General features: G+C 63.9%; 19 protein-coding genes. 9 read left to right on the top strand and 10 right to left on the bottom strand.

Annotated features, from left to right (window positions below; all coding sequences use genetic code 11):
- Positions 1-89: 89 nt before the first annotated feature.
- Positions 90-2,240, bottom strand: coding sequence for a catalase/peroxidase HPI (katG, locus tag JNO50_RS13360; RefSeq protein ID WP_268248186.1), 2,151 nt, complete (start codon positions 2,238-2,240; stop codon positions 90-92).
- 324 nt (positions 2,241-2,564) lie between these two features.
- Positions 2,565-3,074: a superoxide dismutase family protein gene (locus JNO50_RS13355; protein ID WP_189535781.1), complete on the bottom strand. Its 510-nt coding sequence runs from the start codon at positions 3,072-3,074 to the stop codon at positions 2,565-2,567.
- A gap of 211 nt (positions 3,075-3,285) precedes the next feature.
- Here JNO50_RS13355 and JNO50_RS13350 point away from each other — a divergent pair, with 211 nt between their 5' ends.
- The 4 genes from JNO50_RS13350 (at position 3,286) to JNO50_RS13335 (ending at position 6,661) form a co-directional block, all read left to right on the top strand.
- Positions 3,286-4,293 carry an isopenicillin N synthase family dioxygenase gene (locus JNO50_RS13350; RefSeq protein ID WP_189535779.1) on the top strand — a complete coding sequence of 336 codons (1,008 nt, stop codon included), beginning with the start codon at positions 3,286-3,288 and terminating at the stop codon, positions 4,291-4,293.
- Between the two features lie 157 nt (positions 4,294-4,450).
- Positions 4,451-5,545 carry a bifunctional DNA-binding transcriptional regulator/O6-methylguanine-DNA methyltransferase Ada gene (gene ada / locus JNO50_RS13345; protein WP_189535778.1) on the top strand — a complete coding sequence of 365 codons (1,095 nt, stop codon included), beginning with the start codon at positions 4,451-4,453 and terminating at the stop codon, positions 5,543-5,545.
- Complete coding sequence (gene alkB / locus JNO50_RS13340; protein WP_189535776.1) at positions 5,542-6,186, top strand: DNA oxidative demethylase AlkB; 645 nt, start codon at positions 5,542-5,544, stop codon at positions 6,184-6,186. The genes ada and alkB overlap by 4 nt, the downstream gene beginning before the upstream one ends.
- A gap of 67 nt (positions 6,187-6,253) precedes the next feature.
- Complete coding sequence (locus tag JNO50_RS13335) at positions 6,254-6,661, top strand: hypothetical protein (RefSeq protein ID WP_189535775.1); 408 nt, start codon at positions 6,254-6,256, stop codon at positions 6,659-6,661.
- Here the strand turns inward: JNO50_RS13335 and JNO50_RS13330 are convergent.
- The 4 genes from JNO50_RS13330 to coaBC form a co-directional block, all read right to left on the bottom strand.
- Entirely contained in the window at positions 6,580-7,146 is a 567-nt protein-coding gene (locus tag JNO50_RS13330; RefSeq protein WP_189535773.1) for a LysE family translocator, read from the bottom strand. The two genes, JNO50_RS13335 and JNO50_RS13330, sit on opposite strands and share 82 nt — an antisense overlap.
- Positions 7,147-7,286: 140 nt before the next feature.
- Positions 7,287-8,525 carry a serine/threonine transporter SstT gene (gene sstT, locus JNO50_RS13325; RefSeq protein WP_189535772.1) on the bottom strand — a complete coding sequence of 413 codons (1,239 nt, stop codon included), beginning with the start codon at positions 8,523-8,525 and terminating at the stop codon, positions 7,287-7,289.
- A 239-nt stretch (positions 8,526-8,764) separates the two neighbouring features.
- On the bottom strand, positions 8,765-9,217 hold the full coding sequence (gene dut, locus JNO50_RS13320) for a dUTP diphosphatase (RefSeq protein ID WP_189535770.1): 453 nt from the start codon (positions 9,215-9,217) through the stop codon (positions 8,765-8,767).
- Complete coding sequence (gene coaBC, locus JNO50_RS13315; protein ID WP_189535768.1) at positions 9,214-10,422, bottom strand: bifunctional phosphopantothenoylcysteine decarboxylase/phosphopantothenate--cysteine ligase CoaBC; 1,209 nt, start codon at positions 10,420-10,422, stop codon at positions 9,214-9,216. Before coaBC ends, dut begins: the two co-directional genes overlap by 4 nt.
- Before the next feature lie 194 nt (positions 10,423-10,616).
- Here coaBC and radC point away from each other — a divergent pair, with 194 nt between their 5' ends.
- The 3 genes from radC to JNO50_RS13300 all read left to right on the top strand — a co-directional run bounded on the left by radC (position 10,617) and on the right by JNO50_RS13300 (position 12,075).
- Complete coding sequence (gene radC / locus JNO50_RS13310) at positions 10,617-11,291, top strand: RadC family protein (protein WP_189535767.1); 675 nt, start codon at positions 10,617-10,619, stop codon at positions 11,289-11,291.
- Positions 11,292-11,330: 39 nt separating this feature from the next.
- Positions 11,331-11,582 carry a hypothetical protein gene (locus JNO50_RS13305; protein WP_189535766.1) on the top strand — a complete coding sequence of 84 codons (252 nt, stop codon included), beginning with the start codon at positions 11,331-11,333 and terminating at the stop codon, positions 11,580-11,582.
- Positions 11,583-11,697: 115 nt separating this feature from the next.
- Positions 11,698-12,075, top strand: coding sequence for a Gfo/Idh/MocA family oxidoreductase (locus JNO50_RS13300; protein WP_189535765.1), 378 nt, complete (start codon positions 11,698-11,700; stop codon positions 12,073-12,075).
- Here JNO50_RS13300 and JNO50_RS13295 read toward each other — a convergent pair.
- From JNO50_RS13295 to JNO50_RS13285, 3 genes are read right to left on the bottom strand one after another with little or no spacing between them, the layout of a single operon-like run.
- Positions 12,069-12,680, bottom strand: coding sequence for a 3'-5' exonuclease (locus JNO50_RS13295; RefSeq protein ID WP_229804831.1), 612 nt, complete (start codon positions 12,678-12,680; stop codon positions 12,069-12,071). The genes JNO50_RS13300 and JNO50_RS13295 overlap by 7 nt on opposite strands.
- Positions 12,677-14,485 carry a putative nucleotidyltransferase substrate binding domain-containing protein gene (locus JNO50_RS13290; protein ID WP_189535764.1) on the bottom strand — a complete coding sequence of 603 codons (1,809 nt, stop codon included), beginning with the start codon at positions 14,483-14,485 and terminating at the stop codon, positions 12,677-12,679. Before JNO50_RS13290 ends, JNO50_RS13295 begins: the two co-directional genes overlap by 4 nt.
- A 49-nt stretch (positions 14,486-14,534) precedes the next feature.
- Positions 14,535-15,320 (bottom strand): class II glutamine amidotransferase, encoded by a 786-nt coding sequence (locus JNO50_RS13285; RefSeq protein WP_189535762.1) that lies wholly within the window; start codon positions 15,318-15,320, stop codon positions 14,535-14,537.
- A gap of 143 nt (positions 15,321-15,463) precedes the next feature.
- Between JNO50_RS13285 and JNO50_RS13280 the strand changes: the two genes are divergently transcribed.
- On the top strand, positions 15,464-16,060 hold the full coding sequence (locus JNO50_RS13280) for an Ntn hydrolase family protein (protein WP_189535760.1): 597 nt from the start codon (positions 15,464-15,466) through the stop codon (positions 16,058-16,060).
- The gene (gene hslO, locus JNO50_RS13275; protein ID WP_189535758.1) at positions 16,057-16,929 is read left to right on the top strand and encodes an Hsp33 family molecular chaperone HslO; all 873 of its coding nucleotides are present in this window, start codon (positions 16,057-16,059) and stop codon (positions 16,927-16,929) included. Before JNO50_RS13280 ends, hslO begins: the two co-directional genes overlap by 4 nt.
- On the opposite strand, the gene JNO50_RS13270 is transcribed toward hslO, so the two are convergent.
- Entirely contained in the window at positions 16,926-17,987 is a 1,062-nt protein-coding gene (locus tag JNO50_RS13270) for a hypothetical protein (RefSeq protein ID WP_229804829.1), read from the bottom strand. The genes hslO and JNO50_RS13270 overlap by 4 nt on opposite strands.
- Between the last annotated feature and the right edge of the window lie 143 nt (positions 17,988-18,130).

Here is an 18,130-nt window from a genome sequence, read left to right as displayed (position 1 = left end):
CGCCCTCTGCTGCGGTTATCCGCGGCAGAGGGCGTTTTGCGTAGGGAGCGTGTGCTCTTGCGCGACGCCGGATTGAAGGTCGCTTCTGCTCAGGGCAGGTCGAAGCGGTCGGCGTTCATGACTTTTGCCCAGGCGGAGACGAAGTCCCTGACAAATTTTTCCCGATTGTCATCCTGCGCATAGACTTCCGCGTAAGCCCGTAACACGGAATGGGACCCAAAAACCAGATCGACGCGGGTCGCCGTCCACTTCGGCGTGCCGTTCTTGCGATCTCGAATCTCGTACAGGTTATGGCCGACAGCTTTCCATTCGTACGACATGTCGGTCAGATTCACGAAAAAGTCCTGGGTCAGGTGGCCGATCCGGTCAGTGAACACCCCGTGCCGAGTGCCGCCATGGTTGGTTCCCAGTACCCGCATGCCGCCAGTCAGTAGCGTCATCTCGCATGCCGTCAGTCCCATCAACTGGGCCCGCTCGAGCAGAAGCTCCTCCGGGCTGGCCGCATCATCCTTCTTGAGCCAGTTGCGGAAACCATCGGCGAGCGGCTCCAGGACCTCAAACGATTCGGCATCGGTCATGGCCGCCGTGGCATCTCCACGGCCGGGCGCGAAAGGCACCTCGATGTCGATACCCGCGGCCTTGGCGGCCAGTTCGATGCCGACATTGCCCGCCAGGACAATCACGTCGGCGATGCTGGCTCCCGACGCTTCGGCGATGGGTTCCAGCGTAGCCAGCACATTGGCCAGCCGCGGCGGCTCATTGCCCTCCCAGTCCTTCTGCGGGGCGAGGCGGATGCGCGCGCCGTTGGCGCCGCCTCGCATGTCCGAATGGCGGAAGGTGCGGGCGCTGTCCCAGGCGGTGCGAACCATGTCGGAAATCGTCAACCCCGCGGTGGCGATCCTGGCCTTCACGGCGTGGACGTCGTAATCCGCGCGGCCCGCCGGAACAGGGTCTTGCCAGATCAAATCTTCCTTCGGGATGTCCGGACCGAGGTACCGTGACTTCGGCCCCATGTCGCGATGCGTCAGCTTGAACCAGGCGCGGGCAAACACATCGGCAAAGTGGGCCGGATCCCGGTGAAAACGCTCGGAGATGTTCCGGTAGGCGGGATCCATCTTGAGCGCCATGTCTGCGTCGGTCATGATGGGATTGTGGCGGACGGACGGTATCTCCACATCCAGCGGCTTGTCTTCTTCCCGGATGTCGACCGGTTCCCACTGCCATGCGCCGGCCGGGCTTTTCTTCTGTTCCCAGTCATGTCCCAACAGCATGTCAAAATACCCGTTATCCCACCGGGTGGGATGCGTGGTCCAGGCCCCCTCGATGCCGCTGGTCACGGTGTCCCGGCCTGTACCGCGAGTCGTGTGGTTGTTCCAGCCAAGGCCCTGTTCTTCCGGTTCCGCGCCTTCAGGGGGCGGGCCAAGATGGGCGGCGTCGCCATTGCCGTGACATTTGCCCACGGTATGGCCACCGGCGGTCAGTGCGACGGTTTCCTCATCGTTCATGGCCATGCGGGCAAAGGTCTCGCGCATGTCGCGGGCGGTCTTGAGGGGGTCGGGCTTGCCATCGACGCCCTCCGGGTTCACATAGATCAGACCCATCATGGCCGCGGCGAGCGGGTTTTCCAGATCACGCCGACCGGAGTAACGACTGCCGGCGCTGCCGCTTGGGGCCAGCCATTCTGTCTCGGAGCCCCAATAAGCGTCTTTCTCGGGGTGCCAGATGTCTTCGCGGCCAAAGGCAAAACCGAAGGTCTTCAGTCCCATCGATTCATAGGCCATGTTGCCCGCGAGAATGATCAGATCGGCCCAACTGATCCTGTTGCCGTATTTTTTCTTGATCGGCCACAGCAGTCGGCGCGCCTTGTCGAGATTGGCGTTGTCCGGCCAGGAGTTGATCGGGGCAAAACGCTGATTGCCCCTGCCAGCGCCGCCACGGCCATCCGCGACGCGATAGGTGCCCGCAGAGTGCCACGCCATGCGGATCATCAATCCGCCGTAGTGTCCCCAGTCGGCCGGCCACCAGTCCTGGCTGGTGGTCATCAGCGCCTTGAGGTCGCGCTTCAATGCCGCGACGTCGAGTTTTGCGACCTCGGTCCGGTAGTCGAAGCCTGCGTCCATCGGCTGGGTCTTGGTGTCGTGCTGATGCAGAATGTCCAGGTTCAGGGCCTTGGGCCACCACCGGGTGTTCGACCGGTTCGCCGAGGCCATTCCGGTGTGGTTGACGGGGCAGGCACCCACTGGCTTCGTTTCCTTGTCCTCCATCGCGCTCTCCTTTCGCTTGCGTTGCGGGGTTCCTCTCGCGCCGCAGGGCATGTCGCAATCCCGGTTCGGCAGCACGAGGCCGCAAGTCCGCTGACATGATTTCTAGCTATATCGGGTTTTTGTCTGAGTATTCAGGATAGTAAACAAGTCGGGCGTGCGCGCTTGACTTGCCGGGAGTCCGGCGTTGCCTGTGTGTGGCCCGGGGGGGCATGCCGCCGGCCGTCACGCATGGACGGGCGAGAGAGGGGGTGTGCGAGGCCGGCGCACGGCGTTCGCCACGCACCGGTCGGTTGGATGGGCTTAAAACACTCCGCAGGCCAGGCGGGCCCCGCCGCCGCCCAGTTTGGCCGGGTGATCGCTGTGGTTGTCGCCGCCGGCATGGATCATCAGCGAATGCCCCTTCAGGTCGGCGGCTTTCAGGCGAGGCGCCAGCACCGGGTAGGACGCCTTGCCGGACGCATCGACATAGAGGGCCGGCAAATCGCCGCGGTGCCCGCCCGGGGTGTAAGGCCCAAGATGCAGGCCGGTGTTGTCCGGATCCCAGTGGCCTTCCGCCGCGGAGCCCGGCGTGGCGACGCCGTTCACCTCGCGGGCTTCGCAGGAGGGCTTGTCGTGCACATGAAAACCGTGAATGCCGGGCGGCAATCCGCTCAGGCGCGGCGTCAGCAGCAGACCATAAGGGTTGTCCTCGTACTCGACCACTCCGAGGCTTTGCCCGGGACCGGATGGCGTCAGGGTGAAGATTTCAAGGGAGCCGGCCCAGGCGCCGGCCGACAGGGCAAGAAGGGTGAGGCAGTGAAGCGGTTTCATCGGCATCTCCTTCGGTGGGGGACAAGAGGGTACCGTTTCACAGCATAGCGAGTTTGAGGGCGACTGTCCGCCGCGCCGTATCGTTTGGTCGTGGCATGAAGTGAATTTATCGAATAACAAATCATTGATCTATTTCTTTTGGTTATATAGAATGGATGTCACTCACCTGTGGCCCAGCCGGCAGGTTTTTTATGTTTTTTGGAGCGACGCCATGACCGACCATCCTTTGCCTCTGTTGAATCTGTCCGATTTCACGGCGGGTGGAGAACGTTGTCGGGCATTTCTGCACGCCTTGAGGGCGGCCTCGCGCGATGTCGGGTTTTTCTACCTGACCGGGCATGGCATCCCCGGCGACCTGCAAGAGGCGGTCATGGAGACGGCCCGTTCCTTCTTCGCGTTGCCGGACCAGGCCAAGGAGGAAGTGCGGATGGTCAATTCACCGCACTTTCGCGGGTATACGCGTATCGGCGGCGAGTTGACCCGCGGGCAGGCCGATTGGCGCGAACAGTTCGATGTGATGCGCGAAGCGCAGGTAGTGCGATGCCATTACGGCGAGGCGCCCTGGTTGCGTCTTTACGGACCGAACCAGTGGCCATCCGCATTGCCGCGGATGCGCGAGCTGGTGCTCGACTGGCAGGATCGCCTGACCGGTGTGACGTTGACGCTCTTGCGGGCCTTCGCCCTGGCTCTGGAGCAGGATGCCGGGGTGTTCGACGAATCGGTGGGCGAGGTGCCGTTCCAGCACTTGAAATTGATCCGCTATCCGGGGCGCGATACGACTTTGAGCGATCAGGGAGTGGGTGAGCACAAGGATTCCGGCTATCTTACCCTGGTGCTGCAGGACGATACGCCCGGGCTCGAAGTCTTGACGGATCGGGGCTGGGTGCTGGCCACGCCGGTTCCTGGCTCGTTCGTGGTCAATATCGGCGAGCTTCTCGAACTGGCCTCGAACGGTTACCTGAAAGCGACACTGCACCGGGTCGTCACCCCTCCGGCCGGTGTGACAAGATATTCCAGTGCCTTTTTCATGGGCGCGCGGCTGGATGCCGATGTTCCCCTGCTCGATTTGCCCGGGTATCTGGCGCGCGAAGCCAAAGGGCCGAGCAGCGATCCGCTCAATCCCTTGTTCCACCAGGTGGGCCGCAATGTACTCAAAGGTCGGCTGCGTTCCCATGTCGATGTGGCCAATGCCCACTACGGAGAGCTCGAACCGTTGTGATCCCGCTGCGCTCCCGGCGCCTGATTGGCGATTCGTTGCGGCGTTCGTTATGATGGAGCACGGCGATTAAATCGCAAGCGCCGGGGTGCGCGCCGGCATCGGCCGGTCCAGACTGGGAGCAGTCTGACAACGCGTCATCCGGCGCAAGGTGGGAGCCATGTCACAACTCAATGAATTCACCGGGCTCGCCGACAGCGATCCGCGCTGGGCAGCCATCGTCGAGCGCGATGCCTCGCAGGATGGCGCTTTCGTCTATTCGGTGCGGACCACCGGGGTGTACTGTCGGCCAAGCTGCCCCTCGCGTCGTGCCCGCCGGGAAAATGTCGCCTTTCACGATTCCCCCGCCAGCGCCGAGGCGGCCGGTTTTCGTCCATGCAAGCGTTGCCGGCCCGATCTTGCCGCCGGGGTTTCACCGCATGCCGCCCTCGTGGCGTCGCTGTGCCGGCTGATCGCCGAAGCCGATACCCCCCCGACGCTGGCCGGACTGTCGAAGCGGGCGGGATTGAGCCCCTTTCATTTGCAACGCGTGTTCAAATCGGTGACCGGGCTGACGCCGGCCGCCTATGCCCGCGCGGTGCGGGCTGGCGCGTTGCGCGGAGCGCTCGCCGAGGCGCCTTCGGTGACCGATGCGATCTATCGCGCCGGTTATGCCTCCAGCGGCCGGTTCTACGAATCCGCCGACAGGGAGCTTGGCATGACGCCAACGGCTTTTCGTCGTCGCGGAGCCGGATGCACGATCCATTTCGCCATCGGCCAGTGCGCGCTTGGCGCCATTCTTGTGGCCCAGAGCGAACGCGGGGTGTGCGCCATCAGCCTCGGCGATGATCCGCAGGCGCTGATCGAGGCGCTGCAGAATGATTTTCCCGATGCCTCGCTGGTCGGGGGCGATCCGCAATTCGATGCGAAGGTGGCGCGCGTGGTCGGTTTTGTCGAGGCGCCCGGTATCGGCTTTGACCTGCCCCTGGACATACGCGGAACCGCGTTCCAGCGCCGCGTATGGCAGGCCTTGCGCGATATCCCGGTTGGCGAGACCGTGAGCTACTCGGAGCTGGCCAAACGGATAGGGATGCCGTCGGCTTCCCGGGCGGTGGCCTCGGCCTGCGCCGCCAACCGGATCGCTGTGGCGATTCCGTGCCACCGGGTGGTGCGAACGGACGGATCGCTGTCCGGTTATCGCTGGGGAGTCGAGCGCAAGGCCGCCTTGCTCGGACGGGAGGCGACGGGCCGGGAATCTGGCGGGAACCGCGCGTGACGGAAGACCTTTTCGGCGGACCGCCAGGCGAAGCGGAGCGGATCGGCGCGGGTAGCGCGCTGTTGCGCGGGTTCGCGCTGCCGTCGGCCGCGGATCTTGTCGCGGCGGTCGATGCCGTGATTTCGGCCGCGCCGTTTCGCCGCATGTCGACACCGGGCGGGCAGGCCATGTCCGTGACAATGAGCAATGCCGGGGCGCTGGGCTGGATCACCGACCGGCGGGGTTACCGTTACTCGCCCGTCGATCCGCAAAGCGGCCGGCCATGGCCTCCGCTGCCTGGCTGCGTCCTGTCGCTGGGGCGCGCCGCCGCGGCGCTCGCCGGTTACGAGGACTTCGTGCCGGATGCCTGCCTGATCAACCGCTATGAGCCGGGCAGCCGGATGTCGCTGCATCAGGACCGGGACGAAAAGGATTTCGATGCGCCCATCGTGTCGATTTCACTGGGCCTTCCCGCGGTGTTTTTGTTCGGAGGCTTGAGTCGGAGCGAGCGCACGGCCAGGGTGACTCTGGCGCATGGGGATGTGCTGGTGTGGGGCGGCCCTGACAGATTGCGCTTTCATGGCGTGATGCCGCTGGGGGCGGGGGAACATCCGGTCACCGGCGCGTGTCGCATCAATCTCACCTTGCGCAAGGCGGGCTGACCGGTTCTGTTCGTGGCCGGGAGGCGGCCATTGCCGGGTTATCCGTTCACTGCACCCGGAGACCGATATGAACAGAATCCTTCTCGCCGCGGCCTTGCTGGCGGCTCTCACCGCCTTCATCCATCTCTTTGCCGGAGGCGCGGATGTTGTCGCCCCACTCCTGGCCTCGTCTTTGCCCCCGATGCCGAAATTGACCCTTTACGCGGCATGGCATATGGCGTCGGCGACGTTGATCCTGTCGTCGGCGGCGTTATTCATCGGCAGCTTGCCGCAACACGCCATTCGCTCGGCCTACCTTGTGCTTTTCGTCTCCCTGCTGTGGATCGTTTTCGGCGCGGTGTTCCTGATCGTCGGCCTGACCCAGCCTGACAGCGGCGGCTGGCTGCATCTGCCTCAGTGGACTCTGTTGCTGCCGGTGGGCGCGTTGGGGCTGTGGGGAGGCTGCCCGGCGTGCCGGCAGCGCCCCGCCGCCTGAATATCGGGCCGCGCTTCGTTTCGGTGTCCGCCGGGCAGCGCAAGACGGCACGCGAGACCAAGAACATGGTTCCCCCCCGGCCAGCGGCGCCTGTCATTGCCCGAGAGCCGACCCGCGATGCGATTCACCGCCAGGATCACCGCGCCATTGACCGCCAGGCCCAACGTGTTGAGCACGCTGGTCAGCATCTGCATGATGAGCGGACCGCCGTCCGGACGGACGAATTGGGGAAACAGCGCAAGCACGAACAGGACCATCTTCGGGTTGAGCAGATTGGTGATCAGGCCTTGCTGGAAAATCCGCGCTGGCGGCATATCGTCCGTTTTTTTGTCCGTCCCGGCCGCGCACCCGGAGGCGCGAAACGCCTTGATGGCAAGAAACAGCAGATAGGCCGCGCCGGCCAGACGTACCGCGTCATCGGCGGCCGGGCCGGCACCGCGAGCGGCAGACCCGACGGCCCCAGCGCGGCGGCCCGCGCATGGCAATGGAAAACAGCGCGAGGGTGGGGAAGTCGGTCATCGGCGCTTCCTTTCGGAGGGCGAAAGGAAGGGCTGGCTACATGCCCGCCCACCGGTGCGTCAGCGCAGGAAAAGACCGCGGCCGGTCTATTCCTGCGGGAGGAAGATTACGCGTTGCGACCGGATTGGGCCGGCTCGGGGGCGGATTCCGTGCCGGGCAGGCAGGCGGCGGCGGTGAACAGCACGTCGGTCGAGCTGTTCAGCGCGGTTTCCGCGGAATCCTGGATCACGCCGATGATGAAACCGACGGCGACGACCTGCATGGCGATGTCGTTGCCGATGCCGAAAAGACTGCACGACAGCGGCACGAGCAGCAGGGAGCCTCCCGCCACGCCGGACGCGCCGCAGGCGGAAATGGTGGCCACGACGCTGAGCAGCAGCGCGGTCGGCAGATCGACGGCGACGCCCAGGGTGTGAACGGCCGCCAGGGTCAGCACGGTGATGGTGATGGCGGCGCCAGCCATATTGATGGTCGCGCCAAGCGGGATGGATACCGCGTAGACCGATTCGGGCAGGCCAAGACGCTTGCACAGATCCATATTGACCGGAATGTTGGCGGCCGAACTGCGGGTGAAGAACGCGTTGATCCCGCTGTCTCGCAGGCAGAGCAGCACCAGCGGGTAGGGATTTTTGCGGGTGGTCAGGTAAACGATCAGCGGATTGACCACCAGTGCGATGAAGGCCATCGAACCGAGCAGGACGGCGAGCAGGCGCGAGTACCCCGCCAGCACGCCAAGGCCGCTTTGCGCGATGCTGCCGGCGACAAGTCCGAATACGCCGACGGGCGCGAGGCGGATCGCGAAGGCGACGATGGTGGAGATGCCCGCCGCGAGGTCGTGAATGACCTTGCGGGTGGTGTCGCCGGCGCGATGAAGCGCCAGTCCGAGCGCGACGGCCCAGGTCAGGATGCCGATATAGTTTCCGGACGCGAGCGCCGCGACGGGGTTTTCCACCATCTTGAGCACCAGGGTGGACAGCACTTCGCTGATGCCCTGGGGCGCGGCCGTGGTCGCGGCGCCCTTGGCCAGCGTCAGCGAGACCGGAAACAGAAAACTGGCGGCGACCGCCACCACGGCGGCGGCGAAAGTGCCGATCAGATAAAGCGCGATGATCGGACGCATCGCAACGGCGCTACCGCTTTCGCGCCCGGCCAGCGACGAGGTCACCAGCACGAAGACCAGGGTCGGGGCAATGGCCTTGAGCGCGCCGACGAACAGCATGCCGAGGAAGGAGACGGACAGGGCCGCGCCGGGGGCCAGCAGGGCCAGGGCGATGCCGGCGGCCATGCCGAACAGGATCTGCAGTACGAGGCTGCCTGAAAACAGCTTGCGAAATAGATGGGGCATAGTGTTTTTTTCTGTCTGGTGATCGGATAAAAAGCGCGGGATCCGGAGGCTCTTCGGCGTCGTGTGATCGGACCCGGTTTCTACATAATGCCAGAAAAACGTCAGGACTTGTCCGACAGAATCCCGGATATTGTGTTTCGTATGCGATGAAGCGCCCGGCAAAAGGGGCAGTGCGAGACGGAGAGGAGGGCGGGGAAGGGGGAGGCAAAAAAGCGCCCGAAGGCGCCAAGGTGTCCGGTTCAGTGACGTCCGGTGCTGCCAAAACCGCCTTCGCCGCGGTGGGATGCATCGAAATCCTCGACGATATTGAATCCGACCTGCACCACCGGGACCACGATCAGTTGGGCGATGCGTTCCAGAGGCGCAAGACGGAAGGTTTCCTGGGAGCGGTTCCATACCGACACGAAGAGCTGTCCCTGATAGTCGGAGTCGATTAGTCCGACCAGGTTCCCGAGCACGATGCCGTGTTTGTGCCCGAGTCCCGAACGGGGCAGGATCATCGCCGCGAGTCCGGGGTCGGCCAAGTGGATGGCGATGCCGGTCGGCACGAGGTGGGTTTCGCCGGGGGCGAGCAGGATGTCGGTTTCGATCGCGGCGCGCAGGTCAAGACCGGCCGAGCCCTGGGTGGCGTAGTCGGGGAGGTTGTCTTTCAGACGATTGTCCAGAATTTTGACATCGATAACGGGTTTCATCCGGGAGTCCTTTCCTGATTGGAGATTGTCGGGTCGACAAGACGGGCCAGGTGATCGACGATGGCGCGCGCCACGTCGTCCTTGAGCATGGCCGGCAGGGGGTGGATGCCGGCGTCGTCGAGCAGTGTCACGGTATTGTCGTCAGTGCCCATGGCCTCGCGCGCCAGATTGGCGACGAGCAGGGGCACTTTTTTGCGCCGGCGCTTGGCGTCGGCATAGTCGATGAGGTTTTCGCTCTCCGCGGCGAAGCCGACACAGAACGGCGCGGCCGGCAACGAAGCCACGGTTGCCAGGATATCGGGATTTTCGGCGAGTTCGATGACCGGCGCTGAGCCGTTCTTCTTGAGTTTCTTCTCGCTTCTGTTGACCACATGATAGTCCGCCACGGCGGCGACGCCGATGAAAATGTCGGCCGAGGCCGTTTCGGCGAGCACGGCTTGGTGCATCTGCTGCGCGCTTTGCACATCGATGCGCCGCACATCGAACGGGCAGGACAGGGCGGTCGGCCCGCTCACGAGCGTGACGCGCGCGCCGGCGTCGCGGCAGGCGCGCGCCAGCGCGTAACCCATCTTGCCCGAGCTGGTGTTGGTGATGCCGCGCACCGCGTCGATCGGCTCGAAGGTGGGGCCGGCCGTCATCAGCACGCGTTTGCCCGCCAACGGTTTGGGCCGGAAAAAGCTTTCGAGCCGCTCGGCGATTTCCTCGGGTTCGAGCATGCGCCCCGGGCCGGTTTCCCGGCAGGCCTGATCGCCGTAGGCCGGTCCGAACACGGTGATGCCATCCTCGGTCAGCTGGCGGATATTGCGCTGGTTGGGCGGGTTTTCCCACATCTGGCGGTTCATCGCCGGCGCCACGATCAGCGGGCAGGCCCGAGCGGCGGCCAGCGTGCCGATCAGATCGCCGCACAACCCGTGGGCGAGGTTCGCGATACAGTCGGCGGTGGCCGGCGCGATGAGAAAGACATCCGACGCGCGCGACAGGTCGATGTGGGCCATGCCGTTTTGCGGTCGCTCGTCCCACAAGGTGGTGTAGACCGGATTGCCGGACAGGGCCTGGAACGTGAGCGGCGTAACGAAACGGCAGGCGGCTTCGCTCATCGCGACGGTGACGTCGTGACCGGCCTTCACGAAAAGCCGCACAAGCTCGGCCGACTTATAGGCGGCCACCCCCCCGGTGACGCCCAGCAGAATCCGTCGCGCAGTCATGATTTGCTTTCCCTCGAGCCTTAAAGCCGCCAGTTTACCAGAAGATCGGATGGTATCTTCCCGGCGGGCCGGTTATGCCGGCCGCCTGACCGGACAAATCGGCAGGACGGACGGCATGCTTGGGAATTTGTTGCCGTTTGTGATAAATCGCCGCGCCGCGGCGATTCCGTGCTATAGCAAAGGGAGAGTAACTGATGACGATCAATGACTGGCCTGTCGGTGAGCGTCCGCGTGAAAAGCTGCTGTTGTCCGGCCCCCAGTCCCTGTCCGACGCCGAATTGCTGGCGATCTTCCTGCGGACCGGGCGGCGCGGTGTCACGGCGGTCGACATGGCGCGCGGGCTGATTCGGGAATTCGGATCCTTGTCGGCCCTGTTCCGGGCGCCGGCCGTCCGGCTCGAGTCGCTGCCGGGCATGGGGCGGGCCAAGGCGGCGCAGCTGGTGGCCTCGCGCGAGCTCGCGGCGCGAGCGCTGGCCGAGCGTCTTCGCCAGGACAGCGCGCTGGAGGATCCCGAGGCCGTGCGGGACTTTCTGCGGTTGGCGATAGGCCCGAAGGATCGAGAAGTGTTTCTGGTCTTGTGCCTTTCGGCACAAAACCGGGTTCTGGCTGTCGAAGAAGTATTCAAGGGAACACTGACCAGAACTCCGGTATATCCGCGTGAGATTGCGAAACTCGGATTGCTGCACAATGCCTCGTCCGTGATCGTCGCTCACAATCATCCATCCGGGGTGGCGACACCCTCGAACGATGATATTCACCTGACCCGGGTGCTCAAGAGCGCCCTCAAACTGGTCGATATCGAACTGCTGGACCATTTTATCGTGACGCAGGGAGGATGCACGTCCCTTGCCGAGCACGGATGGCTGTGATCCCTATGATAGGGCGGATTTTTCGCCATGGAGGCCGACATGAACATCCTGCATCTGTTGAATGAGTCCGAGTACATTCAGGTTAACAACCACTTCGTGAAACCCGAATATCACGCCTCGGAAGAGGAGTTCGCGGATGAGGACGATGTGGCCATCGAAGCGCGCCTGGACGGCCGGGAACTGATCGTGACCGTCGGCGATCTGGAAGGCGCGCAACCCCTCGCCGATGGCGGGTTCTGGCTGGAAGGGGTCGGCTATCTGCGTTTCCTGTCGCGGGCGAGCCTGCACTGAGGGCGCGGCAGAAAATAATGACCGGGGTGTTGACCTGTCTCAAATCCCTGCACGGAGGGTTCTCTTAGAGTAATGCCTTGCATTCAAAAGGCATAAGCCTTGGGAGACCCCCGCTATGAAGACTTTCCGTGTCGGCATGATCGGTGCCGGTGAAACAGGCACCCCGTTGCTGCGCAAACTGATCGAGGCCCCCTACGTGGATGTGGTCGGCGTGGCCGAACTGGATCTGGACCGGGGGGGCGTCGCCCTGGCCCGCGAGCACGGCATCCCCGTCACCAACAATTTCATCGAGCTTGCCGAACAGGGGCCGCGCGTGGACATCATCATCGACGTCACCGGTTCGCGCAAAGTCCGTGAGGATCTGCGCCGTTTCATGCAGTTTTCCGGTAACAGTCATACCGTGATCGTTCACGAGCGCGTCGCCTTGCTGATGATGTCGCTGTGCGCCGGCGAGTTCGTGGATACGCGCCACGAGGAATCCCACGCTTACTGAGCCGCCCCGCGTTTTTTCAGGGCGAGAAAAAGCATTGCCGCGGTGATGGCGTCGTTGAGCGCGTCATGTCGCGGCAATACCGGAATTCCCAGCGCGCTCTGCAGCGCTTCCAGCCGCAGATCGATGAAACTGTCCGGATGCTGGCGCAGCCGGTAGTCGTAATAGCAGCCCGATACCTCGATCTGCCTGTTGGGCAGGGTGATGCCGGCAAGCGGTTTCACCGTCTTGTTCAGCACCGCTACATCGTATTCCAGATAATACCCGACAAGATCTCGGCCTCCGATGAACTCCAGAAGCCGCGATACCGCCTCTTCGGGAGGCAGTCCGTCCGTAACATCCCTTTTTCGCAGTCCGTGAACCCGGATGGTCCCGGCATCCGGCATGCGCCGGGGCCGCACCACCAGATTGAGCGCGCTGCCGGCCAGTATGCGGTTGCCGCGGATCCTGACCGCGCCGATCGACAGCAACTCGGCCTCGCGCACATCGAGGCTGGTTGTTTCGCAGTCGAGGGCGACCCACTCGCCGTCACTTGGTTCGAACAGCGAGGCGAACCGGTTGTCCTTGAGCCGGCGGCGCTTGATCCGGCGTACCAGGTCGTGGATCACGCGAAGCCGCCCAGGCGGAAATGATGACGCAGCAGGCCCTTGAAACGCTTCACCACCGACAGCGCTTCTTTGAGCAGGTCGCGCTCCAGCGAAGAGAGCGTCTCCGGTTCAACCAGGTTTCCGGCCTGCCCGCCCGCTTCCTGGGCGGCGAGTCCGCAAGTCAGTTTCAGTCCCATCATGAACGACAGGGCTTCGGACAGATCGTTGCCGAACTCCCTGTCGAGACGGCCGGCCTCGACCAGCCTAGAGAGGCGTTCGAAACTGTTGGTTTCCGGAAGTCCCTGCTCCAGGGCCAGGGCACGCAGGCCGTGCACCACGGGAAAAATTCCTCCCTTTTTCAGGTCGAGCTGCGATTTGCCGTCGCGCTCGCGCGTCACCAGATGGGCGAACAGTCCGAGCGGCGTATCGAACTGCTCGATGGCGCGGGCAAAGCGCGCGTAAAAGGCGTCGTCGTCCGCAAGGCGCGCGGCGAGTCTTTCCCGCAGCCGGACGAACAGCCGGTCGTCGCCGGCGATCGCCTGAGCGTCGACGAAAATAGCGAGGTTCATCAGGCTTTCTCCATCGGGTTGTCCTGTCCAGTGCGCGATCCGCCGCGCGAAATCGTCCTCGCCGAGGCGCCACTGGGGGTTGCACACCATGATGCCGCCGGGGCAGGGCGGGTAGCCGTAAGCGGCGAGCGTCTCCGAAAACGTCGCCGCCGCCCTTTCCGCCTCGACCGGATCGGCGTCTTCGCCGAGGATCAGCGCATTGTCCTGATCGGTTTTGAGGATCTGTTCGCCGCGTCCTTCCGAGCCCATCACCAGCAGGCAACTGTTGTTGTAAAGCGCCGGGTCGGCGATCAGCCGCCAGGTGCGTTCGAAGAGCTTGGCGTTTAGCGTTTCCACCAGCCGCGCAAGCTGCGGGGCCTTGACGCCCTGGCTTGAGAGAATGCCGACAAGACGGCCGATCTGGCGGCTCGAGTGGGCAAGATCGTCGAGCGATTCGGCGCGGTCCAGCACCTGGCTGATCAGGTGGGAATGATTGGAAAAATAGGACAGCAGATCCACCTGTTCGAGTACGCCGCTCACCGAACCCGAGCGTGTCACCACCAGCCGCTGGATGTTCCTGCGTGTCATGGTGAGCAGGGCGTTGAACAGAAAGTCGCTGTCCTCGACGGTGATCAGGTCGTAGCGGCACAGGTCGCCAACCGGGGTCCCGGACGGGATCCCATCGATAATGACATCGCGAAAATCGCTGGTCGTGAAAATTCCTGTTCCGGACAGGCCCCTCACCAGTACCGACTTGACTTTGTGGCGCTTCATGGCGGCCGCCACGGCGATCACGCTGTCGCCGGCCTCGACCCATACCGGCTTGCCCATCGCGACATCGCTGACCGAGGCGGCCAGCATGGTCTGCAGTTCGCGGCTTCCGGTGCGGCGCGCCAGGGCGCCGAGTTTGTTGGCCACGTTATCGAAGAAAAACGCCCCGAAGGCCGGGTTGCTGCCGGTGAGCGCCAGCACGTCCCGTTTGGGCAGTCCCAGCGCCAGAACCTCTTCGTGCACCACGTAGCGGTGCAGGGCGCTGCCCGCGACCATGGCGCGCGCATCGAAGGTGTCGTGTTGCCGGTACATCGCGACCACTTCGTCGCCGGCCATTTCCCTGACTTTGCCCTTCACGACGACGTACAGCGTGTCGACCTCGCGCCCGGGGGCCAGGATCTCCTCGTCATCGGCGAAATAGAAAATGTCCGCCGCGGCGGCAAGCGCCTCCCGTTCCGGGAAAGAGAGCATGTCGAACGGCGGATGGGAAAGCTCGAAGGCGGCCATGGGCGTCAATCCTCGACGGGGGACTGATCCCATGTTAGCAGCATGGGTGTCAGTCGGGGGCTTTGGCGGATTTCACGAGGGGAGTTCCGTCGCGGAACAGCATCAGTTGCCCGGCCTCGAACGGGGTCCAGGCCTCGTCGTCGGTGAGCGGCTGCGTGGCGATCACCGCGACCCGGTCGTCAGGCGTGGTCACCGAGGCGAAATCCACTGTCACGTCGTCGTCGACAAGATGAGCCTTGGTGAAAGGCGCCTGGCGCACGATGTAATGCAGTTGCGTCGACCCGTGCGCGAACAGGATGTCGCCGTTGCTGAGCATGAAGTTGAATGTGCCGTGCGCGGCGATTTCCCTTGCAAGCGTTTCGATGAACGCGAACAGCTCGTCAAGCGGCGGCTGTTCGCTCCAGCGCTGGCGCAGGCGTTCGAGCAGCAGGCAGAATGCCGCCTCAGAATCGGTATCGCCGACCGGACGATAGAAGTGGCCGGCCGGCGCGGCGAAATCCTTGAGGTCTCCATTGTGCGCGAAGATCCAGTATTTGCCCCACATCTCGCGCATGAACGGATGGGTGTTGGCAAGGCTGATCCGGCCCTGGGTGGCCTTGCGGATATGGGCGATGACGTTTTGTGATTTGATCGGGTAGTGGCGCACCAGATGCGCGACGGGCGACTCCACCGAGGAGCGGTCGTCAAGCAGCAGCCGGCATCCCCGCCCTTCGAAAAAGGCGATGCCCCATCCGTCGGCGTGGTGATCCGTCAGTCCTCCGCGGCGGTGAAATCCCTCGAAGGAGAACAGAATGTCGGTTGGCGTATTGCAATTCATGCCCAGCAACTGGCACATGGCGTCAAATTCCGGAAACAGGTAATCAGGACCTCATTTTTTCACGAAGATCGGTGATGCGCCAGAGGCGGGTAAGCTGCCGGGCACTTGGTTTTTCTGCGATAATCCCAAACTTTGCCTTTTCGGACAGGGGGAGCGCTCCCATGACGACCATCGTGGTAGTACGCAAGAACGATCAGATCGCGATCGCGGCCGATTGTCAGACGACATTCGGCGACGATCAGAAACTGCTGGCGGGTTATGACCGTTTTCACGACAAGATTTTCATGCATGAAGACAGCTACTTCGCCATCTCCGGCTCGGCGGCTCACGACCTGGTCTTGCAATCCGCGCTCAAAAGTCTGAAAAAGAAGGATCTCTCCAGCCGCCGGGGCCTGTTCGACACGTTCTGCAAACTGCACCCGAAGCTCAAGGAACATTTTTACCTTCGGCCCGAAGATGAGGAAGACGATCCTTACGAGTCCAGCCAGATGATGGTGCTGGTCGCCAATCCGCACGGGATTTTCGGTGTTTATCCAATGCGCGAGGTCTATGAGTTCTCGCGTTTCTGGGCGATCGGCTCCGGGCGCAAGTTCGCCATGGGCGCCATGCACGTGGCTTGGGAGCAGAACCTGTCCGCCCGCGAAATCGCCGAAATCGGCGTGAAAGCCGGGTGTGAGTTCGATGTCAATTCGTCGTTGCCGATGACGATGTATTCCGTCGGGCTGGCCCTGGACGATACCGCAAAGATGGAACTATGACTGATATATTGCAGCGTTTTGTTTTCGAGGAAGCCCCGGTGCGGGGCGCCGTGGTGAGCCTTTCCGATGCCTGGCGGCATGTGCTTGACCGCCGGGCCTATCCGGATGCGATCCGGAGTGTGCTGGGCGAAATGATGGCGGCGTCGGTGCTGATGGCCGCCAACCTGAAGTTCGACGGCAGCCTGATTCTGCAGATCCATGGCACAGGCGCGCTGCGTCTTGCCGTGGCCGAGTGCAATCACGACCGCACGGTGCGCGCGACCGCCAAATGGGACGGCGACATTCCCGATGTGCCGCTGCGCGAGCTGATCGGCGAAAACGCCCGTTTCGTTCTGACCCTCGAGCCACGCATCGAGAAGGCGCAGACCTGGCAGGGGATCGTCGCCCTGGATGGCGACACGGTTGCCGCCATGCTGGAAAACTACATGCTGCGCTCCGAGCAGCTTGAAACCCGTCTGATCCTGTCTTCCAGCGACGCCGCCGCCGGCGGCATGCTGCTGCAGCGGCTGCCGGACGGGCACGGCGATCCGGACGGCTGGCCGCGCGCCAAGGCGCTCGCGTCGACGCTGGCGTCCGACGAGCTGCTGGAGCTGGACGCGGCGACCTTGCTGCATCGCCTGTTCCATGAGGAAACATTGCGCCTGTTCGACGAGGAGACGGTGGCCTTCGCCTGCACCTGCAGCCGTGAACGCGTTGGGGACATGCTGAAGATGCTGGGCGGGCAGGAGGTCGGCGAAGTGCTTCTCGAGCAGGGCAGCGTGGAAATCGCCTGCGATTTCTGCCACCAGCGCTACGTGTTCGACGAGGACGACGCCAACGAACTGTTCGAGTTCGATATCGTCGCCGCCGCGCGGGAATCGCGGCACTAAAGCGGAACGGCGACGTCGGCGAGCCGGCCCGAGCCGACCAGTTCGAGAAAGGCGTCGCCCAGCCGTTCGCTTTCCCGTGTGGCCTCGCGCCAGGCCTTGCGGCGCGCCGCGTGATCGGTGCCGTAGCGCTGGAAGTCGGAGCGGTCTGGGAGCTTGCCGCCGGGGAGCCGGGCGAGGTATTCCCGGGAGGGACAGACCAGGAGGGTGTTGGCTTGCCGCCCTGCGTCGGCCTTGCGCCAGGGCAGGAACTTGTCGAACCAGCCCGGCACGATGCGGTCGGTGAAATGGGGATAAAGCGCGATGCCAGGCTGGCGCACATACGGGAAGTCGATATGGTAGTCGGTGAGGCCCCCGTCGCGATAGACCCCCTCCGGGGCTCCCGGCAAGGCGGTGCCCTCCAGCACGCCGGGGATCGCCACCGTTCCCATCAGCGCGGCCGCGATGTTGTGCCGGCCCAGTTCGACAGTGCGAGTCGGTATCGCATCGCCGGGCAGGAAGCCCAGCGAGCTTTTCGGGTCGTGGCACAACACCCGGGTGAACACATGACGGATCAGCGGACGCGATACGCTGTTCAGGGTGGCCGCGAGCGCGAGTCCGCCAAGGAGCAGCGGCCGTTTTTCGCTGCGGGCGAGGCCGCGCGCCGCGGCCAGAAGGAGGGTGAGCCGGTAGTGCGGGTGCGTCAGCAGCCGCTCGTAGCCGTCCGGGCCCAGTATGTCGTCCAGCATGCGCCGGGTCTGGCGCGTGATGGATGCCGGATCCAGTCCGTCCCCGTATTCTTCGTCGGTATAGCGTTGCGCCAGCCGGTCGAGCGCCGCCGCGGGATCGTCCTGCATCGCGCAGGCGAAACGCCAGCCGCCGATGGAGGCGCCGATGAGTTCGCGTTCGGCCGGGGCGCTGGCGAGCCAGCCGAATACCGCCTTGTCCAGTCCTGTCATGCCGATCGCCTTGGGGCCGCCCGCCGCGCCGGGCAGGATGGCGATATCGCCGGCCCGCAGGCCGTTGTCTCGCAGATGGCGCAATGCGCCGGATCCGGCGCGCACCGTCAGTATCGTCGTCACAATCCGTCTTGTCCTGTCCGTGCTGTGGTTTCAGCCTTGCTCACGGAATCGTATCCCGGCCATGGCGATAGCCGGTCAAGGCATCGCCGTGGCTCGGCAGGATTTTCATGATGCAAAGGATTATGATAAACAATTTTATCGGG

The sequence above is a fragment of the Paludibacterium paludis genome (genome assembly GCF_018802605.1).
Classification (GTDB): domain Bacteria; phylum Pseudomonadota; class Gammaproteobacteria; order Burkholderiales; family Chromobacteriaceae; genus Paludibacterium; species Paludibacterium paludis.
The sequence above is the reverse complement of the archived record's forward strand: the minus strand, read 5'-3'. Positions and strand labels throughout refer to the sequence as shown.